The following is a 26,228-nucleotide window of genomic DNA, read 5'->3' on the forward strand; positions in this document are numbered from 1 at the left end:
CGGGGCCCTGTCGCGGTGGCGGACGAGCAGAGAGGCTGATCTGGCATGTTGGGAACATGCACGTCCATCGAGCCCGGGTATGTCACCCCGCTGGTGCCCGTGATCATGGCGCCGTGCGGGCAATCGCGTTCGGCGGAGCCCCAGCGCGAGCGATCCGTCGTCCAGCCGACCGCGAAGGGGACAACAGCCCCTTATGAACTGGTCACCAGCTCACCAAGCAGTCGAACTCCACAGCCTGTCTCAGCTTCGGGATCTGCTCGACGCCGGTCACGACGTCGAGGACGACAATGGAGACGGCTGGACCCTGCTGCGCCATGCCGTCGATGTCGAGCACGACAGTCACGTCCAGACCGGCGAACCTCCGCACGCCGACATCACCGCGTTCCTGCTCGCCCGCGGAGCCGATCCCCTCCGGCGCCGCAACGGGATCCCAGTCGTCGAGGAGGCGGAGATCCTCGGACACTGGCTCGCCGCCGACATCATGCGCAACTGGATCAACCGCGGACACCAGACGCCCTGGTCGTAGCCGTACCGGCGGGACGCCTCCCCACGCTCGGCCTCGTCGAGTTCGTTCTCCGCCGGCTCGCGCAGGAACAGGCGGACGAGGTCGTGTGAGACGAAAGTGCCGCGGCCGGATAGGAATCTGCCGAAAAGACCCGTTTCGAGGTGTACTCGTCGGGTCGAGAACGCGAATTCGAGGTTAGTGACGGACACGCCCCTTGGATCGGAGTCATGGCTGCTCTTTTCGGTTCATTCACAGTTGGACAGCCCCGCAGAGAGCGCATGTCCTGCCATGATCATTCCGTGCCACGATGTCGCACAGCATCGCCGGAACCGAGGGGAACAGCGATGGCGGAGGCTTCGTCGTCCGACGACGAGTTCTGGATGTCCCGTTTGCCGGATCGTCGCCTGACGCGCTGGGTCGGCTTCTACCTGGCTTTCCAGCGAATCGCACCGGTGCCGGAGACACGTACCGTGGCCGCGCTGAACTCGGTCGTGGTGGTGATCGATCTGGACACGCCTGTCCGGCATCACGTGGCCGGCTCACCGCTGGCGGCGGTTTCCCCGGTCGTCGGGCTGTCGACCAAGCCGCTGACTTACACGCGGGTGGGCCGGGAGCGAGGGGTCATCGTCGAGCTGACCCCGCTGGGCGCACGAGCACTCTTCGGCCTGCCACTGCGGGAAATCAGCCACGCCAGTGTGGGAATCGACGATCTTCTGGGCGTACGAGCCAGGATTCTGCGGGAAGAGCTACAGGAAGCGAGGGATTCGAACCACCGGTTCCGGATCCTCGACCGGCGGTTGGCGAGCTGGCTCCTGGACGCACCGGAACTGCCCGAGCCACTCGACCGCAGCTGGCGCAGCCTGACCGTATCGGGCGGCGCGGTCAAGGTCGACGACCTCGCGCAACGGGCCGGTCTGAGCCGACAACATCTGGCCACCCGCTTCCACCGGGAAGTCGGGCTACCACCGAAAGCCGTCGGGCGGGTAGCCCGATGCCACCAAGCGATCCGGCTTCTGACAGGCACGAACCCGCCGCCGCTGCCCACGCTCGCCGCCATGTGCGGGTACACCGATCAGGCGCACCTCAACCGTGACTTTCGCCTGCTGATCGATCGCACCCCGACGGCGTTGCTGCGACCCGGGAGCGCGACCGACCTCCATCTCGGCAGCCTCTTCAGCTTGCGCCCCACCCCACTGACCGGCACCAACCTGGAAGCGGGCCGCCCGCTCTTCTAGCCTTTCGTCCGATCGATGGACGCGCACTCAATCCTGATGAAAGACGACATTCTTCCAATCCACGAACACCGCGCCCCTTCTAGTCTGTGAGCGTGCCAGAGACCTGCCGAAAAAAGGATACTCGATTCCTTTTCACCCGGGCAGGGAACTGTCGCGCGTTGTAGCCAGAAATCATTCGTCGCCAGAAGATAGGACAGAGAAATGCGCTTGCTCAAAGCTTCCACGATCGCCGCGTCGGTGGTCGCGGGAATGACCCTCGCCGGAGCCACCGCCGTCGCGGCGCCGGCGGAGACAACGACGGCCTACGCCGCGAAGCCCACGTCCATGGAGGTGTGCGGGTTCTACAAGACCGCCGTCACCGCCTACTACAACCACTGCGCGGACAGCTGCATCTGGATCTGGGTCGACTACACGAGGACCACCGACGGATGGAAACACATCCCCAATCGCGGAATCACCGACCTCGGTGGCGCGGGAGACGTGAACAACGCCTGGTACGACCACGTCTGCTGAGTGGACAGGAGTGGCCCGGCGATCCGCCGGGCCACTCCCCGCCATTCGACGTCAGCGAGAAACCACCTCTACGCCTTCCGACTGATTGTGGGCGCAGGTGTCGCCGACCAGACCGAAGAAGTAAAAGGAGCGGATATGACCGACGATGTGGCCGGCCAGGTGATCAAGGCCGAGCAGGATCGGATCCGATGTCTCCTCGACGTGGATCGCGGCACCTACGACCGCTTGCACGCCGCGGAGTACCGGTTGTGCAACCCGACCGGCACCGTGTGGACGAAGGCCGAATACCTGGATCTCCTCACCACCGGGCGGGTCGCCTACCGGGAACTGGGGTTGACCGGCGACGTGGACGCCATCGTCGGCACCGACGTCGTCGTCCTCCGCTACCGGTGCGTCATCGAAGTCACCGTCGACGGCGCGGACATCCCGCGGCACGAGGCATGGCACACCGACGTCTACACCAAGGCCGACGGCACGTGGCGTTGTGTCTGGTCGCAAGCCACCGGCCTGACCGTGTCTCACGATCAACCACGGTCACCGGGACGACGGGACGGGTGACCAGTCGGTACGCGGTGAGCGATCGAGGATCACCAACGGGATCGTGACCAATGCCAGTGCCGCGCCGATCCAGAACACCGCGGTGACCGAGGCACCCAGGTTCAGCACCCCGGCGGCGAAGGCGGGAGTGAGACTGATGCCCAGTTGGAAGGCCGACACCGTGGTGGCACCGGCCAGCGTCGGCGCGGAAGCGGCGATCGCGAAGACCCGGCCGTACAGGGCCGGGTTCAGCACGAACGCCGCGACGCCCAGCAGGAACACCAAGGGCACGACGATCCAGGTGGACGCGGCGAAGAGGGCGAGCAGGGCCGAGAACAGGGCGATGCCGAGTGCCCCGCCGAGCAGCGCGTGGTGCGGCCGCCGGTCGGAGATCCGGCCGCCGAGGGAGAGACCGGCGAAGGCGCCGATGCCGAAAAGCGCGAGTATCGCGGGGATCCAGACAGCGGGAACGCGGGTGACGTCGGCGAGGACCGCGGCCAGGTAGTTGAAGGACACCATGTACGCGGCGGTGCTCAGGATCGTGATCGCGTAGACACCCCAGAGGCGTGGGGTCCGCATCGCGCGCAGTTCCGCGGCGAGGCTGGGTTCTGCCGACGCCGCGGTGACGGGCAGGCCGGAAGCACAGGCGACCACGCCCAGCAGGGTGAGCGCGACGACGCCCCAGAAGCCGCCGGTCCAGTCCGTGAGGTTGCTGAGCAAGGTGCCGGCGGGTCCTCCGGCGACCATGGCGACGCTGAGTCCGGCGACGACGACGCCGGAGGCACGGGCGTTGCGGTCGGGGGTCACCAGGCTGATCGCGGTCACCGCGGCGACGGCGAAGAAGCCGGCGTAGGCGAGACCGGCGACGAATCTGGTGACCAGCAGGGTCCAGTAGTCGTCGGCGAGCAGGCCCGCCGCGATGGCGGCGGCGAAAACGGCCTGTGTGGTCATCAGCGCGGTGCGTCGTGGCCACTTCAAGCTGAGCACGGCGAACGGCGGGCCGCCGAGGACGACACCGAGGGCGAACGCGGTGATGAGCGCGCCCGCCGAGGAGAGGGAGACGCCGAGGTCCGTGGCGACCGAGGGCAGGACCCCGGCCATCAGGAACTCGGCGCTCCCCATCGCGAAGAGGCTGAAAGCGAGGAGATAGACGCCGGTGGGGAGCCGGTTGGTTTCGATCATGGCGCCAGCATCGGGCGGGTTTGGCGGTTTCAGCAAAGAAAGTTGCCGAAACCGGGACGAGCTGGTGGTCTGGCCTCATGGAGACACAACCCGCCGTCACCGCGGCGATCGAGCTGATCGCTCCCCGGCTGCGTCGCGCCCGGGAGAAGAAGGGGACGACGCTGGTGGAACTCAGCCGCGCCACCGGCATCTCCACCAGCACCCTGTCCCGCCTCGAATCCGGGCAGCGCAAGCCCAGCCTCGAACTGATCCTGCCGGTCATCGCCACGCTGGGCCTGCGCGTCGACGAAATCGTCTCCTCACCGAGGGTGCTGGAACCACCGCTGCCCCCGGACGGGCGAGTCCTCATCCCGCTCACCCGGCACCAGGGCGAGCCTCGCGCCTACAAGATGACGATCCCGCCCGACGACGAGGCGCCCCGCCCGCGCACGCACACCGGATACGAGTGGCTTTACGTGCTCCGGGGCAGGCTTCGGCTCGTGCTCGGGGACCAGGAGGTCGTCATGGGGCCCGGCGAGGCGGCCGAGTTCGACTGCCGGACGCCGCATTGGTTCGGCGCGGCCGGCCCCGAGGGGGTCGAGGTGCTCAGCCTCTTCGGCAAGCAGGGCGAACGGATCCACGTCCGCGCCCGTACCCGGTGACCCTCTCCCGGAACCTGCTCACGGACGGATGATGATCTTGCCGCGGATGTCGCCTGCTTCGCTTCTGCGGTGGAGGGTGGCGAGGTCGTCGAGCGTGCGGCGTTCGGAGATGTCGACGGTGACCGCGCCACGGTCGACGAGGCCCACCAACGCGGCCAGGTGGACGGGGTCGTTGTCGGCGACGACGTGCGTGGCGGTGACCCCGGAGGGCGCCACGATCACGTTGGTCGCCGAGACGACGCGGCCGCCGGGCCGGGCCAGTGCGGCCACCGCGGTCGCCTGCGCCTGGTTCAGGGGGACGAGATTCAGCACGACATCGACCCGGCCGTCGACGGCATCGGCGAGCGGGGTGGCGGTGTAGTCGATGACGTGATCGGCGCCTTGCCGCCGGACCGCCTGGGTGCTGCGGGGACCGGCCGTGGCGATCACCCACGCTCCGGCCCGCTTGGCGAGTTGCACGGCGAATCCGCCGATACCGCCGCCCGCGCCGTTGACCAGGACTCGCTCGCCCTCGGTGAGCCCGGCGCGTTCGATCACCTGCCACGCGGTCAGTCCGGCGAGCGGCAGAGCGGCCGCGTCGGCGAGCGGAATGGTGACGGGTGCGGCGACCACCGCCGTGGCGTCGGCGACCGCGAACTCGGCGGCCGCGGCGCCGATCATGCCGATGACCCGGTCACCGACCGCGTGCGCGGGCACCCCGTCACCGAGTTGGGTGATCGTGCCCGCGACGTCCCAGCCCAGGGTCAGCGGCAGCTCCGTCGGAGTCAGGTCGCGCAGCATTCCGGAGCGCAGTGCCGCCTCGGTCGGGTTGAACGAAGTCGCGGCGACCTGGATGAGCACTTGCCCCGGTCCGGGTGCCGGACGGGCGAGGTCGTCGATCCGGATCATGTTCGCATCGCCGTACTGGTGGATCCGTGCTGCTCTCATGTCCGTGACCATAAGGGCGGTGATCAAGACGATCCATGTGTGAACGTCCCCGATTCCTTCGCGATCGTCCTATGCTGACCGTCGTGGACGTACTCAGCGAAGTGCTCTCCGTCATGCGCACCGGCAGACCGAGATCCTTCGTGGAGACCTGGCACGCGCCGTGGGCCCTGCGGTTCCCGGCGGTGCCGGGCGCCGTCGGATTCCGGGTGGTGGTGCGGGGCACCTGCGTCGTCCTCCCCCACCGGAGCGCACCGGTCCGGCTCGAACCGGGCGACGTCGTGCTCCTGCCCCACGGAGAAGGCCACGTGCTGGCAGACAGTGCCGCCAGCGCGACGAACGCGCGCCCGTGTGCTCCCACAGCCGTCGATCCCGGCGGCACAGGCGCGGTCACCGTGACGCTCTGCGGCGCCTACGAGCTGTCCCCCGCCGGCATGCACCCGTTGCTGCGGGACCTACCCGAGATCGTTCACCTCACCACCCACGACCGCTCCGAGCTGAAGGCCGCGGTGGAGCTGCTCACCGGCGAACTGACCCGGCCGGGCCTGGGCACCGACGGCGTCATTCCCGCACTTCTCGACACGCTCCTGCACTACGCCCTCCGCGCCTGGGTGGAAACCACCGAGACCGGCTGGGCGACGGCGTTCACCGACCCGGCGGTCGCCGCGGCACTGGCGGCCATGCACCGGGAGCCCGCACACCCGTGGACCGTCGCGTCGCTGGCCGCACTGGCGGGAATGTCCAGAGCACCCTTCGCCAAACGGTTCACCGACCTCACCGGCGGACCACCGCTGCGCTACCTCACCTGGTGGCGCATGACCACCGCCGCCCGCCTCCTCCGCACCACCGACGCGCCACTGAGCACCGTCGCCGGTAAGGTCGGCTACCACTCCGAATTCGCGTTCGCCACCGCGTTCAAACGCCACTACGGCACCCCGCCGGGCAAATACCGGCGATCGGATCGCTAGTCCCGGCCGAGGCCTCATCCGACGTCACGTGACCGAGGAGCGGACCACCCGCCTGGCTATCTCCGCGTCCAGCGGGCTCATGTCCTCGCCGACCGGTTCCGATGGCGGCCACCATCGGAAGTCCAGCGCTTCGTCGTTCACCGTCAGCCGGGGCACCACCTGAAGCTGAACCCTATAGACAGCAAGGAGTTCCCTCCGCTCCGGATTGACGAGGTCGAACTCGGCCAGCGCGACGAAGGCCAAGTCCACCTGCTGGATACCGGTCTCCTCGCGCAGCTCCCGCACGGCGGCCTGACGCGGGGTTTCGCCTGATTCCCGCTTTCCTCCTGGTAGCTCCCACTGCTTCCGCCAGCTGTCGAACATCATCAGCACGGTGCTCGCGTGAAGCACGACAACCAGCGACGCGGGCACGGCACTTCGCTCGACCGGGTAAGCCGATTCCTCTTCCGTCGTGACACGAAAGCCGATCAACGCGTTGCCGGTACCGTCCCGGACCGGAAGAACGACCGTCCTCATGGCGCGCACGCGTTCGGGTTGTCGAAGTGACCAGGAGTGGTCGGGAACGCCGGCCCCGTGCCGTGGTCGTTCATGTCCGGTTGATACACCAGGGCGAGTTCGTCGTAGGCCGACGTGCCCGCCGTGGTCACGTCCCCGGCGACTTGCCCGGCACCCAGCGAATACGCCCACCGCTGCAGGAAGTCCTGATGCGTCGGGCTGTGCTGCCGGACGTCGTTGTAGCCGCCATAGGCCGCGTTGCAGTGCGTGTAGAGGTTGTACGCACCGCCCCAGTCGAGCAGCCGGTCGCCCTGATTCGGCCCGTTGTCGGCGACGTCGGCCTGCAGCACGTCACGGTCCCAGCCGCCGTACATCCAGTCGATGCCCTGGTGGTGCTGGTTGTCCGCGACGTCGGCGTTGTCGAGGTTCGTCATCTCGAACCACGAGCACGGGTCGACCGTGACCGCGTTCTTGCCGTTGCCGAACGTCTGCGGCCACGGGTTCGCGGTGCAGGTCGTCTGCCCTGGTGCGCCGTAGGTGCCACGCGGGCGCCAGTCGAGGATGTCCGAACCCAGCGCGCCGGTGTTCGGGTCGACCGACGGTCCGGACGTGGCGCCCTTGCCGCCGATGAGGTGATCGACGAGCGAGTCGTTGACACCCCGGTCGTTCGGGTTGGCCGGGTCGGTACCGCCCTTGCCGCCCCACAGCACGTCCGCGCCGTCGTCGCCGAAGACGATGTCGCCGCCCGAATCCCCGTTGGCCAGGTCGTCGCCGAAGCCGCCGTGGATCGAGTCGTGGTCGTCGCCGCCGCGGATGCGGTCGCCGCCGCCTTCGAGGTCGCCGCGGTGCGGCATCGCCGGAGCGTTGCCGGGTGCGGCGAAGGTGTCGCCGTTGACGTCGTGCTGCAGGTCGACCTGCCGGGTGACAGAGCCGGCCAGGAAGCCCTCGTAGTGGATCGCGGGCACCTGGGGATTGTCGATCACGAACTTGTTCGACCCGTTCTGGAACACGTCCACGACGCCGCCGCGGTCACCGACCATGGCGTCTTCGCCGCCGGTGCCCCACATCCGGTCTCCGCCCAGCTCGCCGTACATGTCGTCGGCGCCGTCACCCGGAGCCGTCGTCGTGCCGGTGTCGCCGTACATCAGGTCGTCGCCGTCCTGTCCGTACTGGGTGTCCTCCCCCGCGTCGCCCCACAGGTTGTCGCCGCCGGAGGCGCCGATCGCTTCGCAGGTCGCCTGTGTGGTGGTGCAGAAGCGCGTCGGGGCACCGTTGACGCCGTGGCGCACGAACGCCGCGCCCTGCGGGAGGTTTTGCGGGTCGTAACGCTTCGCGTAGATCCGGTTCGTCAGCGGCAGCGAGACCTTGGTGAGGTCGTCGCCGAGCGCCACCGGCTTGCCGGTCTGGTCCACGATGTCCCGCATCGCGGTGCCGTTGTCACCGAGGATGAAGTCGGCGGCCCCGTCACCGTGCGCGTCGTCGGCCGTGTCGCGGAAGACCGCCAGCGAGCTGCCGCCGATCAGGTCGTCCTGGCCGTTCGGGGCGGAGACGTCGCCGAGGTCGTCCGACGCCGCACCAGGCCACGCCGGCGTGGGTGGGCTGATCGCGATCCCGGCCTCCGCGAGGGTGCGGTCGCCGAACATCGTGTCGTGCCCGCCGTTGCCCTCGGCGTAGTCGTCGTGCGCGCCGCCGGACATCTGGTCGTCGCCGTCCTGGCCGAACATCGCGTCGACGCCGCCACCGCCGGAGAGCTGGTCCCCGCCCGCCACGGCACGGCTCGGCGCGCCGAGGAATCCGTTGCTCCACGAGAGATCCAGCAGTCGCAGAGAACGTTGCGTCTCGAACGTCCCGTTGCTGCCCACGCGGAGCAGGTACGGCGACGGCGGCGCGATCCGGTCTGTGATCGCGTTGTCGCCGAGTACCACGTCGTCGCCCGTGCCACCGAAGACCACGTCCGCGGTGTCCGGCTGGCCTTGGGTGGTCAGCGCGGTGTCGCCGCCGTGGATCGTCGAGCTGCCACCGACGAGGTCGTCGTCGCCGTTGTTTCCTTCGATCCAGTCCCGGCCAGGGCCGCCTTCGGCGTGATCGCCGTCGTTGCCGCCCTTGATCCGGTCGTTGCCGGACTGGCCGAGGATCGCGTCGCAGCCGTTGTCACCGGTGATGTCGTCGCCGCCGGAGGTGTTCGGCACCGGCGTGTCACCGAGGTCGTACAGCTGGATGCTGCGGTGCGTCATCGGGAGTGCCCCGGGCAGGTCCGTGTCGAAGCGGCCCTGGGTGATCGGGCTCTTCGGAATGCCCGCGTCCCTGGTCACCAGCGCGTTGTCACCGGCGATCACGTCCGCGTCCTCGCCACCGGAGATGGTGTCCCCGGTGTCGAGCTGACCGACGGTGCCCTGGCCACCGCCCATCTCCACGGCGGACGAACCACCGAGGAGATCGTCCTGCCCGGAGTCGCCGAACAGTTTGTCGGCGTCCTGGTCGCCCTCGACGTAGTCGTCACCGGCGTCGCCGTGCACGGTGTCCGTTCCGGCCTGCGCGTAGACGACGTCCGTGTTGTTGCCACCGGAAATGGTGTCACCGCCGGAGTTCGCCGCGTTCGCGGTGAAGCCGAGGTCGAACAGCACCACGTGCCTGCCCGCCGACAGCCCGCGGCCCCGGGTGACCGGATCGCCGGTGTCGGCACCGCCCGTGACGGTGATCGTGGCGTTGTCACCGGTGATCACGTCGTCGGCGTCGCCGCCGGAGATCGTGTCACCCGCGTCCGGGTAACCGGCCGCGTTCTTCACCGCGGGGTCGCCGGGCGTCTGGTGGCTGCCGCCGATGATGTCGTCGGCCTCGGTCTCCCCGTTCAGCGTGTCGGCGCCGGGGTTTCCTTCGATACGGTCCGGATCCTTCCCGCCGGAGACGGTGTCGTTCTCCAGCCCGCCGTAGAGCGCGTCGGTGTCCATGCCGCCGCCGATGGTGTCGTCGCCGCCCAGCGTGGCGTCCGCGCTACTGGCCAGGTCGAACACCGGCCCCCCGGGCGCCGCCGGATCGCCGTTGTCGCCGATGATCGTGTCGGTGCCGCCGTCGCCGAACAGTTTGTCGGCGTCGTCGGGCTGCCCGGCCGCCCGGGTGCCGCCGACGATCACGTCACCGGACAGGCCACCGGAGATCCAGTCTTTGCCGTTGTTGCCCTCGATGGTGTCCGGGTCGTCGCCACCGAACATCGTGTCGACGCCGTCGTTGCCGTACAAGGTGTCCGCGCCGGTGTCGCCGTGGACGGAGTCGTCGTCCGAGCCGCCCCAGACCTGGTCCGCGTCGCGGCCGCCGTGCAGGATGTCCTTGCCCTTCTCACCGCACACGAGGTCTTCGTTCGCCTCGGCGTCGACATTGTCGTCACCGCCGCCTGCCCGCACGTTCTCCACACCGGCGCCGCCGAGCACGCGGTCGTTGCCGTCGAGCGCGTCGTTCACCGTCTCGTCGACCGGGGTCGACGGGAGCGGCGCACCGGCCTTGCACGGTGTCGTCTGCTTGTCGCCGTACACGTCCGCGCCACCGTCGCCGCCGATGATGTGGTCCCGGCCGAGGCCGCCGACCAGCGTCTTGTGCGACGGGCTCACCCCCTGCGGAAGCGGGGTGTGCGTGACGAAGTAGAGCGGACCGTAGTCGTCGGTCTTCGCCGGATCCGGGAAGTCCAAAGTGGACGGCTCGGCGATGACGTAGTCGTCGTCCGGCCCGCCGTAGAGGGTGTCCGCCCCGTATCCGCCGAACAGGATGTCGTTGCCGCCGCCACCGCGGAAGTCGTCCTTCTGCGTCTTCGCCGAGTGGCCGGTGACCCGGTCCTGTCCCTTGCCGCCGAACACCTTGTCGTCGCCGGAGCCGGTGTCGACGGTGTTGACCGGCCCGCCCGCCGGGCCGCCCGTGGTGTTCGCGTCGTCCGAGCCGTAGCCGTCGATGCCGGGGTCGACCTTGCCCGCGGTGTAGATCTCGTCCGGTCCGGTGCCGCCGGCGAACCGGTCGCTGCCGTCACCGCCGATGAGGATCGCGCCCGGTGAGACGAAGAGCGCCTGCGGAAGCGTCGGCACGTCCTTCAGCGGATCGTCGGCCGCGACACCGAGGGTGTCGTCGCCGCCGTTGCCGAACGCGGTCGACTTGGCGAGACCGACCTTGATCGTGTCGCCTCCGTCGCCGGTCCCGGTCCCGCCGGCCGGATCGGGCAGGATCGCCCAGTTCGGCACGGAGACGGTCGGACCGCCGGCGCCGTCCGTGATCGGGTCGCCACCGTCGCGGCCGTCGTTCTTCAGTTCCTTCAAGCCGACCGAGGTCACCGGAGGCGCGCCGAGGCTCGAGTCGCCCGCGACGACGTCCTCGCCGTTGCCGACGGTGATGCTGTCGACGCCGGGGCCGCCCGCGACGCGCGCCTTCGCTCCATTTTGGACATAGCTCTTCCTGTCCGCGGCGAGCACGGTGCGGTCACCGGTGACGATCGTGTCGTCACCCTTGCCGCCGTCGACCCACGAGTTGCCGATACCGGTCTTGATCTGGTCGTTCTTGTCGCCGCCGAACACGATCGCGTCGCGGTCGAACTGCGCGGTCGGCGGCGGTGGGCCGTCCTTCGCGGTGTCGAGCTTGGCGTCCCCGATGAACGTCACGCTCATCGGCTTGGCGTAACCGCGGCCGTCCACGACCACCCGCTCGATGTTCGCGTTCCGGAACTCACGCCGGATCCCGAGCATGTCCACGGCCACGCCGGTGAACGCCGGGCTCGCCGGGTTCGCGTAGTCGTGCAGCGACGTGATCTTGACTGTGTCCTTCTCCTGCTTGTTCGACTCGTACGGGTCGCCGGTGCCGCCACCGCGCTGGGCGGTGTGGCCGAGCGCGGCCGCGTACACCACGAGCGTCTTCCCGTCACCGCTGAGCCCGCCGAGTTTCGGCGGTGGTGGCGTGCAGTTCGGTGTCGCGGTGAAGTCGAGCAGCGTGACGTCGACGATCGTGAAGCTGAAGGACACCGAGAACGGGCCGAAGCCGACCGTCACGTAGAGCTTGAGGAAGACATAGAGGCGCCCTGAAACGGTGAACAGGCATATCGGATTGTTCAGCGCCGTTTGCAGGAACTCCGTTATCCGGAACTTCCCGTCGTGGTTGGGATCGTTCCACAGGAACGAGACCGTGAGCCCGACGCCGCCTTCGATCCCGACGGTGATGATCACCGCCGTGACCGCCGCCCCGGCGGCGAGTTCACCCGTGAACGACACCACCGGGATCGGTTTGCCGTTTTCCGTGGTGTAGAAGAACAGGCTTTGCAGGAACGCCTGCCCCACGGTCGCGAGGTCGAGTTCGCCCGCACGAGCCGCTTCGAACGCCTTGCGGATACCGAAGGTGTCGAAGCCCGCGACGATGCGCAGCGTCACCGACGCGGAACCGTGCAACGTGATCACCACCGGCGGCGGCGCGTACACCGGCCCGAACTGCTGACGCCAGTCGAAGCCGAGGCGCAGCGGTCCGGAGTCGAACTTGACCAGGTCCACGTCACCGCCGAGCAGGACATTGAACAGCGACGCGGGCTTCTCGAACACGGGGAAGCTGAACCCGGCCGTCGCCGCCTTGGTGGTCATCGGGTTGGCCGACTCCGGGTCGTTGTTCTGGTTCTTGCCGTTGATCGCGCCGAGGATCGGGGTGAAGGCGTTGCCGCCACCGGCGTCCTTCTTCGCACTGATCAGGCTCTCCGTGTTGTCCGGCGTGACCGTGGTGTCGAGCGCCTTCTGGCCACCGAGTTCGAACGAGCCGAGCGGGATGAGACACGAGGTCGTGCAGGTCGGGAAGTGGTTGATGAAGTTGACGACCCCCGCGATGGTGTCGACGAACTTCAGGTCCGGGCCACCGGCGATCGTGCTGAAGGCCTTGCCGATGGACACTATGGTGACGTCTCCGCCGCCTGCCAGATGGGACAGGTCCGAGAGGACCGGGATCGGCGCGTACAGCGTCTTGATCACCGGGTCGAGCGGTCCGGTCACCTGCTTGATCTTGTTCACGATCGGACCGAGGATCTTGCCGAAGATCTCGCCGCTGTCGATGGCCACCTTGTCGAAGGCCAGCGTCAGCGGGGAGTTGCCGCCGTCGGCGCTGTTGGTCCCCGGTTTGACGTTGTTCCACGCCCAGTGCAGCCGGAAGTCGGCCTGGATGCCCGGGAAGCCGGCGTCCTCCCCCGGCCGTGCCTTGAGCAGCCAGTTGATGTCCGCGCTCGCGTGCAGTTTGACGTCGGCGAGCCGGTCCAGTCCGGCGTTCTGCAGATCGGTCAGATGCAGCCTGCCGTTGGTCGGATCGTCCGGCGCCACCAGGTCGATCTTGAACGCGCCGCCGAACAGCGGCAGGACGCCCGCGTCGTTCGCCGGGGCCGCCGCGTGGTTGCAGTCGTCCTGGCTCTTCTGCTTCGTGCAGTTCTCCGCGGTGATGTTGATGAACGCGAGCTGCGCGTCGATCTTCTTCGGCAGCGTGACGTTCAGCCCGACCGCGAACTCGGGTTGCGCGGAATCCTTGGTGTCGACGAAGAATCCCTCGCTTCGGCTGATACCCATGGCCAGGTGCAGCCGCCAGCCGAGCTGGACCTCCGGGCCCGCGCCGCCGTCGGCCTTCAGCGAGAAGCCGGGGATGCCCAGGTCCAGCGGCACGGTCTTCTTGAGGCATTCGTGGCCGGACGGCAGGCCGGCGCAGTTCAGCAGGTCGCCGCTGAAGTCGCCCTGGCTGACGTTCAGGCTGATCGTGACCGCGTCGAGGTCGTTGTACGAGCAGTCGTGCGGCCGCGGGTTCTCGGGCGGGTTCTCCGGTGCCCCGCCGATCGAAGCGGTACCGACGTCGGTGAGCTTGGCGTCGGTGACGTCCGCGATCAGCTTGAAGGCGCCGCCCTCCTCACGGAACACCAGGTACCCGGCCGCGTTGGTGACCGGTTCCCAGGCGATGTCGAGCGAGTCCGTTGTGGACAGTGCGGCCGGGCCGGTGGTGATCTGGCCGGGATCGCTGGCCTTGGCCTGTTTCTTCTCACCGTTGACGGTCACATAGGACGCGACGACGTAGCGGTAGGTCTTGTCCGCCGCCGTGGCGCCTTCGTGCAGTTTGACCGTCGGTGTGCCGACGGTGCCCAGCGGCGTCTTGCAGAGGGTGTCCACGGTGACGGTGTCCGGGTTGAGGCCCGCTCCGGCGAGCTTGCCGCCGAGCTGGTCGTTGACCCAGCCGCGCACCGCGGCCATGTCGGTGAAATGACCGTTCGCGGGCAACTGGTCCAGCGCGGTGTGGATCGCCGTGCGCAGTTTCCCGATGAAGTCCGCGCCCTGCTGGAGGTCGTCACCGAGCAACGGCAGCTTGCCGCCGAAGCTGGCGGTGTTGAGGGCCTGCTCCACGAGGTTGAGGTAGCTGTCGAGGCCGTCGAGCCTGCCGAAGTCGATCAGCTTGGCCGCGAGCGCGTCCGCCAGCAAGGCCGGATCCGGTGTCTCCAAGCGCGGATGCCCGTCGATGGGCGCCCCGCCGAGGTTGAAGTAATCGTCGGCAGCGGTCGATTTGGGCAGCCGCAAGGCGAAGTTGTTCGACTTGGCGGCGTCGGTGATCACCTTGCTGTAGGTCGCGCCGCCGTCCTCGCTGATGTACAAGGGCAACTTGGCACACAGGGCCAGCGGCGTCCCGCCGTCGAGGCCGCAGCCGACCGCGGTGCTGCCGGCGTTGATCGTCGGCCCGACGGCGCCGAGGAAGTCGGTGAAGCTGACCGGCGCGCCGGTGCCACCGCCCTTGGCGAGGTCGATCGAGTAGGACGCCTTCGCGGTCGCCTTGTCCGCCGACTTCGGGTCGCCGAGCGAAACGCTCAACGGGCCCAAGGTGGTCGCGATGGTGGCGTTCTCCACGGTGGCGTCGAGTTTCACGCCGATCTTGGAATCGTCGAGCACCCGCAGCGCGTTCGCGTCGGCCGGGCCCGCACCGGGCTGCAGCGGGACGACCAGGCCCATCTTGACCTGACCGCCGACGCCGAGCGAGACCGAGCCGTCGCCCTGCACCCCGGCGACCCGCTGACCGCCGGTCGGCAGGCTGAAGTCGAACTGCACCGGCGTACTGGTGTGATAGGCGCGTTTCCAGTCCAGCCGGATGATCAGCGACGGTGTCCCGCCGGGTTCGGCGTATTCGAAGGTGACCGGGACGCTGTCCTTGAAGCGCGTGTTGATGGTCTGGACGAGGCGCTGCAGGTTGTCGGACGGCGCCGCCTCCAGCATCGAGATCACGTCGTCCAATTCGGACCGGACCACATAGGACGTGGCCGGTGAAGGCTGGCTGGCCCAGGGGCCGGCCAGGACGAGCGTGTCCGGCGTGACGCTGCCGACGACGCCCACCTGGGTGCCCGCGACGACCGTGCGGCCGACGAGCGAGGGCGGGAACGCGTTGCCCTTCTCGACGGTGCGCGCGATGTCCTTCACGGAATTCGGGCCGTAGCTCACGGTCGGGCCGGAGCCGGATTGGTCGGCCCGCAAAAGGTCCTTCAGCGAACGGCCGACGAGGGGGATCTTCGTGCCGAACACCGCGGCCCCCGACGGCGAGGCGTCGCCGAGCGACGCGTTGAGGGTCTGCAGCGTCTTGAGGATGATCGAGAAGAGCGCCTTCGGGTTGGCCGGATCGAAGTCGAAGTTCGCCAGCTCGGACAGGTCGCTCGCGTTGAACTGCGGCCCGTCGGGACCGGTCGGCTTGGTCAGGTCGTTCCAGGTGAATCCCGCGTGCGCCGTGGCACCCTTCAGGAAGTCACCCGTACCCGGCGCGCTGGCATCGACACCGCCCGCCCCGCGGACCCGCACCTGGAAGTCGAGCAGCGCTCCCGGATCGTGCAGCAGCTTGTCGACGACAGCGCCGAAGGTCAGGTCGCCCAAGTCCTTGAGTTTCACCTGCACCATGTGGTCGTCCGCGCCCGGTGTGCCGGCGCAGTCCGCACCCGCGTTCGGATGGCAGACGTGTGCCGCGCCCTTCAGTTGCACCTGGAGGAATCCGGCGTTGGCGAAGAGGTCGATGCCCGCGTCCATCGGGAAGTCGGCGGTGAACAGCGAGGGAGCGCCGGAGGTGCGCAGCAGCACCCGGTCCGGGCCGGTCGGTGTCGCGCCGACCAGTGTCGTGCTGCCGTCCGGGTTCTTCTGTTCGATCGGCGGGGTGTGCACGGTCGGGTTCCGCAGGTCGAGCACGAGCGTGACCGCGGCGTCGTAGCTGGGCTTGACCTTCGCGGTGGCGTTGACGGCGTTGGCCTCGCCGACACCGCGGCCGCCGGTCTTCAGGTCGTTGCCGAGCTGGACGACGCCGACGTCGCCCTGCATCCCGGAGATCGTGTACGGCGCGTTGGCGGCCGGGATCACCGGCGTCCAGCCGGGTGCCTGCAGGAAGAGCGTGTTCCCGTCGTTGTTCTCGACGGTCGCGCCCGCCGCGCCGGCGACGACGCGCCGTCCCGCGAACTCCCCCGGCTTCCAGGTCTGGTTCTCGTCCTTGAGGGTGGTCTGCGTGTAGCTCGTCTTGGCCGGGGTGCCAGCCGGTCCGGACGCCGCCGCCGCGGCCGCGTTGAGGTCCACGGCCGTCGCCGGTGCCTTGCGGGACAACGTGATCTTGAAGTCGAGTTTGGTCGAGCCCGGCGGGAAGTGGACGTCGGAGATGCCGATCTTGCCCCCACCGGGCAGGTTCGCCGCGGTGTTGAGTTTGTCGAGCATCTGCTGCAGCGACGCGAACAGCGGTTCACCGGCCTGTGTCGGGTCCGCCGCGGTCTTCGTGTTGTCCTGCAGGAACTTCTTGATCGACTCGTTGAGCTGGATCGCGTCGGCGAGGGTGCCCTTGAGGAACGGCAGGTCGAGGTTGCCGATCGGGTTCGCCGCGTCGCCCCACTTCGCGCGCTGCATCGAGGTCAGCGTCGTCGCCAGTTGCGCGAGGCCGGTGGCCAGGTCGCGCGGGGTCATGTTGAGGAACGGGCCGACGGTGCCGATGCCCTCCGGCGTGATCTGCGGGGATCCGGTGGCGATGTCCGGCCAGCCGATGCCGATCTTGGCGTCGACCGCGGGCAGCGCCAGCGAGAAGGAGGCGGCCGGCGCTGCCGCGAGGTGCAGGGAACCGTTCAGCGAACCAGCCGGGCTGGCGAAGCCGAAGCTGACGAGACCGGCCAGCGAACCGTTCTGGGCCAGCTCCCCCGCGGTGCCGTCGTTGTTGAGGAACGCCAGCCGCCCGTCGTTGTCCGGATCGTTGATCGTGGCGGCGAAATGCGCCTTGAGATCCAGTGAGGTGTCCGTCTCGACGAGTTTCACCCCGAGGACACCGATGGCCGCGTTGACGGCCTTGATGGCGTTCGCGTCGGGGAAGTCCGCCGAAGCGTCGACGGTCAGCGACGGCGTCGTACCGTCGTTGAGGATGTAGGCCTTGTCGTGCGCCTTGTCCCAGATCAGGGTCAGTTTCACCGTGGTGCCGACGGTGAGTCGCACGCCGCCGGTGGAGGAGAACGCGGACTGCGGGGCGTTGCTGCCCTCCCCGAGCGGGACCGGGATGTTCAGCGCCTGGTTCTGCAGTACGCGGGACACGGTCAGGGTGAGGTCGAGTTTCTTGTCCTCCCCGACGGTGCTCAGGGTGGTCTTGAGCGTCCCCGCCCGGTCGGCCGACAACGTGATCGGCTGGTCGATGTCCAGATCGGCGTCGTCGACCGCGGCGGACAGCTTCTTGGTGCCCGCGTTGAACGCCTCCTGGGCCAGGGTGTCGAACCCGAGAGCGGCGCCGGGGCTGGTCTGCACGGCGGGCAAGGCCTTGGCCAGCTGCCCGATCGCGCCGAGCCCCTTGCTCCAGGTGGCGAAGCTGTTCGAGGGCCCGGCCAACGCGTTGACCAGCGTGCCGACACCCGGGCTCGCCGCCCGCGCCGGTGGCGGGGTGACCACCACCCCCATCCCGAGCGAGACGACGAACGCCGTCGTCAGCGCGAGCCACCTGGAGCCGGCACGTGAGCCCATCGGGCACCTCCCCGTTCACGGGCGCGCGACGACGCGCCGTTCACTCGGAGAAGGCTGACCAGTTGTGAAATCCACGTGAAGAGGTCGGTCCACTCAGCGGACTGGTGATTTCCCGGCCATCAGTGGGCGGATTCGGCCAACTCGTGACCGGCTTCCAGCGCGGCGGCGTCGACCAGCTGCCGCATCAGCTGGAGATCATTCGCCGGGGTGGTCAGCAAACCGATCGCAGCCACGGCCCGCCCTTCCGGGCACCGGATCGGCGCGGCCGCGCCACGGGCGACCCCGCCGAGGAGCACCCCGGCCACCGCGGCCGAGGACGGCAGCATGGAGCCCGGCGAGACGGCGGGCACTCTCGCGGAATGCCCCGAGACCGCCGCGACGACCACGACCTCGGACCCCGCCAGCACGCAGACCACGACGTCGGCCCTGGTCAGTTTCGCCAGCCGGATCGCCGGTCTCCCCACCGCCGCGCGGATCCTCGCGTGCAACCGCCCACGCCCCTGGACCAGCCTGCCCGCCAGGGGGCCGACGACGTAACCGCGGAACAGCCGCTCGACCGCGCCGATCCCGCACATCTGCTCGAGCAGCCGGTGGGCCGTCGATTTCGGCAGCCCTGCCCGCTGAGCCGCCTCTGTGAGGCCGAGACCCGCGCCGGCGTCGGCCGCGGCGAGCACCTCCAGCAACGCGAACGCACCCTCGAGCACCGAGCGGCCGGGCACGCGCGTCATGCCGATCGGCATGCCTCCCCCGGTGCCGGCCACCCCGCTCAGATCGTCCGTAAGCATCAGTGTCCTCCACCGCGGTCGCACTCACCGAACGGCTCTTCGTGCCTGGGTTGTCGTCCGCTCCCGACCGGCCGTTACGGCGAACGGCCCATCGATACCTCCTCGAGAAGCGGCTCGGGCCGTCGGGTTCGGGGCAGGGGCGGGTTGGGGTGGTCGGGCGCCCTTGTGTCATGAGGGGTCCCCATAGGACGAAATTTGTCCTATGGGGACCCCTCATGACGCTTCGGGACCGGAGTGCCGCTACGAGCGGACCCCGTCCAGCGTGCGCGGAAGTCGGGATCCGACTAGGTCCTGTCTCCCGTGACGTTCGGGGCGGAAATGGGCGCTGAGGTTACGGCATGTCCCGGATTTCCCCGGCCACGACGGAACCCACACGAGTGCCGCTCCCCCTAAGCTGCGCGACGAGTTCGGCGGCAGAAGGGCGCGGGATGACGAACGAAGTGCTCCAGGACCGGTACGCCTTGGTCCGGGAACTCGGCCGCGGCGCGATGGGAGTCGTGTGGCTCGCCCACGACCAGGTACTGGAACGCCTGGTCGCGATCAAACAGCTCCACACGCTCGACGGTGGTCACGTCGCGTCCCTGCGCTTCATCCGCGAGGCACGACTCGCGGGCCAGCTCAGCCACCCCAACATCGTCACCGTCTACGACGTTTTCCATCACGACGGCGTCTCGCACGTCGTGATGGAACTGTTGGACGGTACCGATCTCGCCGAGCACGTCGAACAGGTCGGTCCGCTGCCGATGCACCGCGTCGCCCAGATCGGGCTGGACCTGCTCTCGGCACTGACCGCCGCCCACGCCGCCGGGATCGTCCACCGGGACGTCAAGCCTGCCAACGTGGTGCTTACCTCGGAGTCGGCGAAGCTGACCGATTTCGGCATCGCCCACTCGGCGGATGACACTCGGCTGACCGGCACCGGCCTGCTGATCGGCTCGCCCGCCTACATGGCACCCGAACGCCTCAACGGCGATGACGCCACGGCCGCATCCGACCTGTGGGCGCTCGGCGTCACCCTGTTCTACGCGGCGGAAGGACGGCCTGCGTTCCAGCGAGCCAACCTCGAAGCCACCATGGCCGCCGTTCTCACCGAGAAACCAGTCCTCGACCGCACCCGAGGGCCTCTCGCCGATGTCATCAACGGTCTGCTCGCCCCAGCGAAGAACCGGCTGGACGCCGAGTCCGTGCGCCCTCTCCTCGAGCAGGCTCGCGACGGGCAGGTCGTTGAACGTCGGCGTCGGGCACCCGTGCTCAGGATCGCCACGATCACCGCCATCGCGGTAGTGGTCGTCGCGGCAGCGGTCTTCTGGCCCAGAGGTGATGATCAGCGGACCGCCGCACCTGACCCAACGACACCACCCGCATCGGCCACGAAGTCCTCGACACCACCGACCGTCCAACCTCCCTGCCCCGGCGACCGGATCGAGATCTCCGGATCGGCCGGTCAGCGGCCCAGCATCACCATTCCTCGCGACTGCGCGCCGCCCTCTTCGCTTGCTGTCGACGACATCACCACGGGTAAACGCGGCAACCCGGTTCCTGAACACGATGACGACCAGCTCCAGCTCACCATCAGAACCGAAGCTCTGTCCTGGTCCGGAAAACTGGTCTGGTCCACCTGGAACCTACAGACCGCACCACAGATCTTGCAGGGTCATAGCGCCGGTGACGGCCTCGCCGGAATGCGACCCGGTGGTCGGCGCATCATCGTCGTCCCACCCCACCACCCGTACTGGTCCACCCTGCACAACTCCCCGCCGGACACCTCGACCTGGCCCGCTGACGACACCGTCGTCCTGGTCGTCGACCTCATCGGCTGAACGGCCGCCTGGGCGGCGCTCTCGCAATGTGCCGTCCGCAAAATGGCGCACCACCCGGACCGACGTCGGCAAGCCGTAGAGCGGTAGTTCGACGAGAAAGAAAGGTCGGGGAGTGGCACTGAGGTCGACCGAGTGGTGCACGAGGTCGCGGGACCTTCGCAGATCGACGACCGCACCGCGAGCCCCGCCCGGTCGCCACATCTGCCAACGCCCCCCCGGAAGACCTGACGCCGCGCATCCCCAGAGCGGACGCGGCTGCACAGGCGCCCGCCAGGTTCGTCCCCCTGACCAAGCGCGCACTTTCCGAATGTCGCAAAGAGCAACTTTCACGCACCTCCTCAGGTCACCCACGCCCCTTTCGCGCTAAGGCCATGGCCGACTATGTGACGGAGGGAAACTTGCTCAGCCTCGACGCACTCGACGATTTTGGAAAGGTGTTGCGGCGCCTCCAGCTGGTACGTTCAGGTGACGCGCGTTGCGACTGCCCTGTCTCTCTCGATCCACTCAGTTGAAGTATTCAACGAGGGGAGCACAAGTGGCTCGGGGTCTGAGTTTTCGCGATGCCGTCCGTATGCTCGGCGGTACCGACAGCAAGATCATCGCAGCATTGGAGAAGATGACTGGCGGGGCGATGCTGACCGCCGCGGCCGGGGGCGCGGATTTCCTGCTCGGCCTGTTCGGGCCAAAAGCGGAGCTCGCAAGGCTCACCAATACACTGATGATCGAACTGAAAGATCGCGTAACCGGGTTGAGCAGGTTCGACCGTACCAACCGGCTCGTGGCAGCGCACGCAGTGTTGGTTCTATCAGCCTATTTTGACGTGCTCCTAAAGTTGCCGCTGCCCAAGGAATGCTCGGATCTGAGGCTAGGGCGAGCCGATCAAATCAGGTTGGCACTCGGGGACAAGAAGGGGGCGCGACGGGTGCGCGACCTGCTTGTAGCGGTCATCGACGAAGAACTCCCTATGCCCACTCCGCACTGGCCGTATGAACAGACGCTCGGCGCTGTGCACCACTACTTCGAGAAGCTAGCTAGCCTTACTCGCGCATTCTTAACAGGACTCGCAGGATGGGATCTCCTGAACGAAACCCAGCAGAGACAACTCGCCACGAACCTGTGGAACCTCCCTTCTGAAGCGATAAACAGGTACGAGCAGTATTTTCGGAGGATTGCGGGCGAGTTCCCTGAATTCGCATTCTGGGCAAACCTGACTGATCATCAAGCAACCCGCGCCGCAGTCCATGATCTGAGGATAGGATTGGCCGAGGTGGAGCGCGCCCTGACGGCGATGACGTCTGCGGAGTCAGCAGCGCACCCGCTAAAGAGTGCTTACAGAAATGTTCTCGATCGACCGGTTCTCACAGCACGCGATGTGCCCGCAGGACTCCAGATCCCGAAACTGGGCGAAGCCTATATCACCCCGAAATTCCGCGTTGTCGAGGTGACGGCTTCCGATCCTATAGCAGCCGAAAAGTGGTGGCTTGAGCAAAAGATACGCACAGACCTTCCAGCGTTTCTCGTCCGATATCTGACCGCGCCGCACGCCACCGAGGCACCACTACTGGTTCTCGGCCAGCCTGGCGCCGGGAAATCAGTGCTGACTCAGGTGCTCGCGGCCCGGTTGACATCGTCGGATTACCTCGTTGTCCGCGTCGTCTTGCGCGAAGTCCGCGCCGAGTCGGACCTACAAAGCCACATCGAGCAGGCGGTACGGTCCGCCACCGGCGAAGAGACCTCCTGGCCCGCTTTGGCGAGGAATGCTGGAACGGCATTGCCAGTTGTCATGCTCGACGGGTTCGACGAGCTACTGCAGGCCACAGGCGTGAGTCAGTCCGACTATTTGGAACGGGTCGCCGATTTCCAACGACGAGAAGCCTCGCTCGGGCGCCCGTTGGTCGTGATCGTGACCAGCCGGACGGCGGTCGCAGACCGAGCACGGCCTGCAGCCGGGATGATAGCTGTCCGACTGGAACCGTTCTCGAAAGACCAGATCGCACGATGGCTCAAAGTGTGGAACACCGTTAACCAGCATTATTTTTCCCTACACGGAATCGTCCCCTTGACCGCCGAAGCAGTCGCGGCCCACCGTGATCTCGCCTGCCAGCCGCTGCTCTTAATGATGCTCGCACTCTACGACGCCGACGAGAACTCGTTGCAGAAGCATGATGTCGCACTCGGTCAGGCCGAACTGTACGAGGCGCTCCTGATCCGGTTCGCAGGGCGTGAGGTCGCGAAGTCTGGGAGCGCACTGTCGGCCGATGAGTTCGCACACGCGATCGAACAACAGTTACTGCGACTTTCGGTCGCAGCCTTCGCTATGTTCAATCGGACCCGGCAATGGGTCACCGAGGCGGAGCTCGATGCCGATCTCGGCGTGCTGCTGGCGGCGCACACTCAGCAGCTGGCAGGCCTGCGCGCCCAGTTGACTGCGGCACAGCTGCTGTTCGGACGCTTCTTCTTCGTCCATGAGACGCAGGCGCTCCAGGATGACCAGCAGCTCCGCACGTACGAATTCCTTCACGCGACCTTCGGTGAGTATCTCGTCGCTCGGCTGATTTCCGTGGAACTGGGAGAAATGGTCGCAGGAGCCGACGTCCACCGCAGCAGGCCGAACCAGGTCGATGATTCTTTTCTTCATGCACTGCTGTCGTTCGCGCCGTTGACAATGCGGGAGACTGCGATCTCCTTTGTCAGCGAGCGGTTGAACGGGATGAACGAAACCCGTCTGTATGTCCTGCGCGAACTCTTGGTGTCACTGCTCCAGCATGCATTCCTACCAAGACGAACTGACAACTACGGCGACTACAGGCCGGACCAGATCACCCAGCCCGGCCTACATGCGAACTACTCCGCGAACCTCGTGATCCTTATCCTTTTGGCAAGCAGACGGCTCGATGTCGACGAAATCTTCCCATGCGTTCCGGACCCGGTCGATCAATGGCGACGCCTCACCCAGTTCTGGCGTTCCCAGTTGCCCGATACAGGCTGGAAAGAGCTGATCCATGTCTTCACGGTGGAGCGCGCATGGAAAAACGGGCGAAGAACCGCGCAGATCGTTCCACTGGAACCATCGAACGCTTGGGAACCAGACACATACTGGATATACGACACACAGCGCCTGACCGAGGATCTAGTACCACCCGACGTCTCGAAATGGCGAGGTTGGTCCGGCGGAACGTATGGCTACCTCCGCAACCAGAGCAGATTCCAATGTGTTCCCGACGATGACGTAATCATTCACGCTCTCGACCCTTTTCATCCACAGCTGAATTCCGCAATATTCACATTTCATGTCGTGGCCAACTGGAAAAAACCTGTCTCAGCGGCGCAGGCATTGTTCACGCTCTGGCTAGCGACCGCGAAGCCGGACAACACTGAACTAACCGCCGCCTTCGATGTATGCCTGCAGATTGCATCGCACGGATTCGCGCCACCCCACACAGACCAGCGACACCAGTACCGCACCCTGGTACTACACCAACTTGCCCTTCACCATTCCAGACTACCCCGAGAATGGCTGATCGATACACTCCGCCGACTCACGAACACCGCAAGCAACGAAATCCATCAAAAAGACACACGCATGAGCAAACTACTCAAAGACGGCGGTCTCGACGAGATCGCTCGACAACTAATGTCGGAGTAGCGCAATAGCGTTCAGCACAGCAGCCCCTTGATTTAGGCCGACAGGTGTGGACGTAATCGGAGTCCGCATCGGTCGGCAGGTCGACGAAGGTCAGCTTCTTGCCGCCGAGATGCTGCGCAAATGTCTGCGCGGCATCAGGGTGGCACCAAGCTTCATCTCCGCCCCTCCGCCAACGCGCGGCAGTTGGACACGACTCCGGCCTTCACTGTGCACTACCGGCCGTCGATGGGCAGCTGGCCTGCGGGGGCCGGAACGCGACCTGCCGGTATTCGCAGATTTGAGACACGTAGTAACTCCCCGTAACCAGCAATCTAAGATCAACTGGCGATGTCCAGCTACTGGAACCCATCGAAACGCGTTCGAAGCCTCCCCAACGAGGAGGCACGGGAGACCGCCGCCTGCGGAAACACAGGAAACACCTCGCCGGCTGCTGGTTCATCTTCCCTGACCCGGAAGAGGTCACTGGTGCAATTCCAGAATCGCGCACTATCTATTTTAGCAGGTCAGAAGCGCTACACCTGCTCGGAGGGGCGTGGCTTCAGTCGTTTCAATGGCGTCAAAAAGGCGATGCCCTTCGGTGCGGTCTCCAGCTGCCTGTCACGAAAGGCGGCGTGTCGATGTGAGTACTCCTCCCCCAGCTTTGTCCGCTCGCTCGGGATGAGCGCGGCCAACCCGATCCAGCGGGTCTCGAGCGCTTTCAGAATCCGACGGCGCAGGAGTGGGGTCACGTGGTCGTCGACCCTCGCGACTCCTTCATCTTCTGATCCAACCGTGCTCTGCGGTCGACCCAGGGATGCTGTCCTCGGCCAGCCATGCGCTGCGCCCGTCGATCGGCCCGTCCGGTGGAAATTCGTCGAAATATGCGCCATCCGCGTGGCCGTTTCTGGCAGCCGCCGTGTTTCCCCTTCTGCAGGAGGAGGCTGCTCGCCGTACTGGTGGCGGCCGGACCCCGGGTCGCCGACGTTCTTCTGCGCCTAGGAGACATGAGATGGCCGCCCCGTCCCAGCCTGTGCTGTTCGAGACCCGCGATCACGAGCGTTGGGGTGAGTACATCAGCGGTGCCTACGGCAGCAGTATCCGGCTGGGCAGCCCCAGGGACGGTCATCTGCTCCGCCACACCCGGCTGGCGGTGGACACGTTCACCATCGACACCGTGCAGACCATCGACATGACCTACGCCGTGGAGTCCTTGCCGACGTTGATGATCAGCCGCCACCGCACCGCGACCTTCGAGTACCGGTCCGGGGGCGCCGAGCATCGATTCGGTCCCGGTGAGATGTTCCTTCTCTCCAGGAGCGAGGTCGGCACCCCGTACTGGCTGCGGACACCCCAAGGTGGCCTCCAGGGCATCTCCGTCCCTTTCCCGGTGCTGGGCCAGGTCGCCGCCACCGCCGAAACCCGCCGCCCCGCCCCGCTGCTGTTCACCGACCTCCGTCCCGGCACCCGTGCCGCCGCGCGGCAGCTGGCCGCGACCATCGACTACCTCGAAGCCAGCCTGCGCGACCGGCCCCGCACCATGGCCGAACCCCTCGTAGCCGGTACGGCCGGGCGGCTGCTGGCGGCGACGGTATTGCACACCTTCCCGAACACGGCACTGGTCGAGCCCACCATCGAAGACCGCCACGACGCGCACTCGGCCACCCTGCGACGGGCGATGGCGTTCATCGACGACAACGCCCACCGCGACATCAACGCCGCCGACATCGCCGCCGCACACGTCTCCATCCGCGCCCTGCAATACGCCTTCCGGCGCCATCGCGACACCACCCCCATGGGATACCTCCGCCAAGCACGCCTCCACCAAGCGCACCGGGAACTACTGGCCGCCGGCCCGGACACCGGCGTCACCGTCACCGAGATCGCCGCCCGCTGGGGCTTCTTCCACCCCGGTCGCTTCGCGGCCTACTACCGCACCGTGTACGCCTGCCCGCCTTACCAGACCCTGCGACGAGACGGACACTGACCGAGAGCCCGGCGCGGCGGCCGATCTCGAACAGTCACGAG

At 67.3% G+C, this 26,228-nt stretch carries 14 protein-coding genes; 9 read left to right on the forward strand and 5 right to left on the reverse strand.

Going from position 1 to position 26,228, the window contains the following annotated elements; genetic code table 11:
• Window positions 1-193: 193 nt before the first annotated feature.
• The 4 genes from SD37_RS22985 to SD37_RS23000 all read left to right on the forward strand — a co-directional run bounded on the left by SD37_RS22985 (window position 194) and on the right by SD37_RS23000 (window position 2,811).
• A complete protein-coding gene (locus tag SD37_RS22985) occupies window positions 194-526 on the forward strand; it encodes an ankyrin repeat domain-containing protein (RefSeq protein WP_044854950.1) in 333 nt (110 codons plus the stop codon).
• A 323-nt stretch (window positions 527-849) separates the two neighbouring features.
• Window positions 850-1,740 carry an AraC family transcriptional regulator gene (locus tag SD37_RS22990; RefSeq protein WP_044854949.1) on the forward strand — a complete coding sequence of 297 codons (891 nt, stop codon included), beginning with the start codon at window positions 850-852 and terminating at the stop codon, window positions 1,738-1,740.
• A gap of 201 nt (window positions 1,741-1,941) precedes the next feature.
• On the forward strand, window positions 1,942-2,253 hold the full coding sequence (locus SD37_RS22995) for a DUF6355 family natural product biosynthesis protein (RefSeq protein WP_044854948.1): 312 nt from the start codon (window positions 1,942-1,944) through the stop codon (window positions 2,251-2,253).
• A 135-nt stretch (window positions 2,254-2,388) separates the two neighbouring features.
• Entirely contained in the window at window positions 2,389-2,811 is a 423-nt protein-coding gene (locus tag SD37_RS23000; protein ID WP_044854947.1) for a nuclear transport factor 2 family protein, read from the forward strand.
• On the opposite strand, the gene SD37_RS23005 is transcribed toward SD37_RS23000, so the two are convergent.
• Window positions 2,788-3,972 carry an MFS transporter gene (locus SD37_RS23005; protein ID WP_044854946.1) on the reverse strand — a complete coding sequence of 395 codons (1,185 nt, stop codon included), beginning with the start codon at window positions 3,970-3,972 and terminating at the stop codon, window positions 2,788-2,790. The genes SD37_RS23000 and SD37_RS23005 overlap by 24 nt on opposite strands.
• 77 nt (window positions 3,973-4,049) lie before the next feature.
• On the opposite strand from SD37_RS23005, the gene SD37_RS23010 reads away from it, so the two are divergent.
• A complete protein-coding gene (locus tag SD37_RS23010) occupies window positions 4,050-4,613 on the forward strand; it encodes a helix-turn-helix domain-containing protein (RefSeq protein WP_044854945.1) in 564 nt (187 codons plus the stop codon).
• 18 nt (window positions 4,614-4,631) lie between these two features.
• On the opposite strand, the gene SD37_RS23015 is transcribed toward SD37_RS23010, so the two are convergent.
• The gene (locus SD37_RS23015; RefSeq protein ID WP_044855073.1) at window positions 4,632-5,540 is read right to left on the reverse strand and encodes an NADP-dependent oxidoreductase; all 909 of its coding nucleotides are present in this window, start codon (window positions 5,538-5,540) and stop codon (window positions 4,632-4,634) included.
• Between the two features lie 83 nt (window positions 5,541-5,623).
• Here SD37_RS23015 and SD37_RS23020 point away from each other — a divergent pair, with 83 nt between their 5' ends.
• Window positions 5,624-6,505: an AraC family transcriptional regulator gene (locus SD37_RS23020; RefSeq protein WP_044855072.1), complete on the forward strand. Its 882-nt coding sequence runs from the start codon at window positions 5,624-5,626 to the stop codon at window positions 6,503-6,505.
• A gap of 24 nt (window positions 6,506-6,529) precedes the next feature.
• Here the strand turns inward: SD37_RS23020 and SD37_RS23025 are convergent, their stop codons facing one another.
• The 3 genes from SD37_RS23025 to SD37_RS23035 form a co-directional block, all read right to left on the reverse strand.
• Window positions 6,530-7,021: an NUDIX hydrolase gene (locus SD37_RS23025; protein WP_044855071.1), complete on the reverse strand. Its 492-nt coding sequence runs from the start codon at window positions 7,019-7,021 to the stop codon at window positions 6,530-6,532.
• Window positions 7,018-17,973 carry a calcium-binding protein gene (locus tag SD37_RS23030; RefSeq protein ID WP_065912938.1) on the reverse strand — a complete coding sequence of 3,652 codons (10,956 nt, stop codon included), beginning with the start codon at window positions 17,971-17,973 and terminating at the stop codon, window positions 7,018-7,020. Before SD37_RS23030 ends, SD37_RS23025 begins: the two co-directional genes overlap by 4 nt.
• A gap of 119 nt (window positions 17,974-18,092) precedes the next feature.
• A complete protein-coding gene (locus tag SD37_RS23035) occupies window positions 18,093-18,758 on the reverse strand; it encodes a helix-turn-helix domain-containing protein (protein ID WP_052675088.1) in 666 nt (221 codons plus the stop codon).
• A gap of 428 nt (window positions 18,759-19,186) precedes the next feature.
• Between SD37_RS23035 and SD37_RS23040 the strand changes: the two genes are divergently transcribed.
• From SD37_RS23040 to SD37_RS23055, 3 genes are all read left to right on the forward strand, one after another.
• Window positions 19,187-20,578 carry a serine/threonine-protein kinase gene (locus SD37_RS23040; protein WP_052675087.1) on the forward strand — a complete coding sequence of 464 codons (1,392 nt, stop codon included), beginning with the start codon at window positions 19,187-19,189 and terminating at the stop codon, window positions 20,576-20,578.
• A gap of 535 nt (window positions 20,579-21,113) precedes the next feature.
• Window positions 21,114-24,224, forward strand: coding sequence for an NACHT domain-containing protein (locus SD37_RS23045; RefSeq protein WP_044854944.1), 3,111 nt, complete (start codon window positions 21,114-21,116; stop codon window positions 24,222-24,224).
• 988 nt (window positions 24,225-25,212) lie between these two features.
• Window positions 25,213-26,187: a helix-turn-helix domain-containing protein gene (locus tag SD37_RS23055; RefSeq protein WP_044854942.1), complete on the forward strand. Its 975-nt coding sequence runs from the start codon at window positions 25,213-25,215 to the stop codon at window positions 26,185-26,187.
• The last annotated feature ends 41 nt before the right edge of the window (window positions 26,188-26,228 follow it).

It is taken from the genome of Amycolatopsis orientalis (assembly GCF_000943515.2).
Classification (GTDB): domain Bacteria; phylum Actinomycetota; class Actinomycetes; order Mycobacteriales; family Pseudonocardiaceae; genus Amycolatopsis; species Amycolatopsis orientalis.

Coding starts and splice junctions, on each gene's coding strand:
- SD37_RS23035 (WP_052675088.1), bottom strand. CDS start 18,758: ATGCTTACGGACGATCTGAGCGGGGTGGCCGGCACCGGGGGAGGCATG.
- SD37_RS23010 (WP_044854945.1), top strand. CDS start 4,050: ATGGAGACACAACCCGCCGTCACCGCGGCGATCGAGCTGATCGCTCCC.
- SD37_RS23025 (WP_044855071.1), bottom strand. CDS start 7,021: ATGAGGACGGTCGTTCTTCCGGTCCGGGACGGTACCGGCAACGCGTTG.
- SD37_RS23015 (WP_044855073.1), bottom strand. CDS start 5,540: ATGAGAGCAGCACGGATCCACCAGTACGGCGATGCGAACATGATCCGG.
- SD37_RS23000 (WP_044854947.1), top strand. CDS start 2,389: ATGACCGACGATGTGGCCGGCCAGGTGATCAAGGCCGAGCAGGATCGG.
- SD37_RS23005 (WP_044854946.1), bottom strand. CDS start 3,972: ATGATCGAAACCAACCGGCTCCCCACCGGCGTCTATCTCCTCGCTTTC.
- SD37_RS23030 (WP_065912938.1), bottom strand. CDS start 17,973: ATGGGCTCACGTGCCGGCTCCAGGTGGCTCGCGCTGACGACGGCGTTC.
- SD37_RS23055 (WP_044854942.1), top strand. CDS start 25,213: ATGGCCGCCCCGTCCCAGCCTGTGCTGTTCGAGACCCGCGATCACGAG.
- SD37_RS22990 (WP_044854949.1), top strand. CDS start 850: ATGGCGGAGGCTTCGTCGTCCGACGACGAGTTCTGGATGTCCCGTTTG.
- SD37_RS22995 (WP_044854948.1), top strand. CDS start 1,942: ATGCGCTTGCTCAAAGCTTCCACGATCGCCGCGTCGGTGGTCGCGGGA.
- SD37_RS22985 (WP_044854950.1), top strand. CDS start 194: ATGAACTGGTCACCAGCTCACCAAGCAGTCGAACTCCACAGCCTGTCT.
- SD37_RS23040 (WP_052675087.1), top strand. CDS start 19,187: ATGACGAACGAAGTGCTCCAGGACCGGTACGCCTTGGTCCGGGAACTC.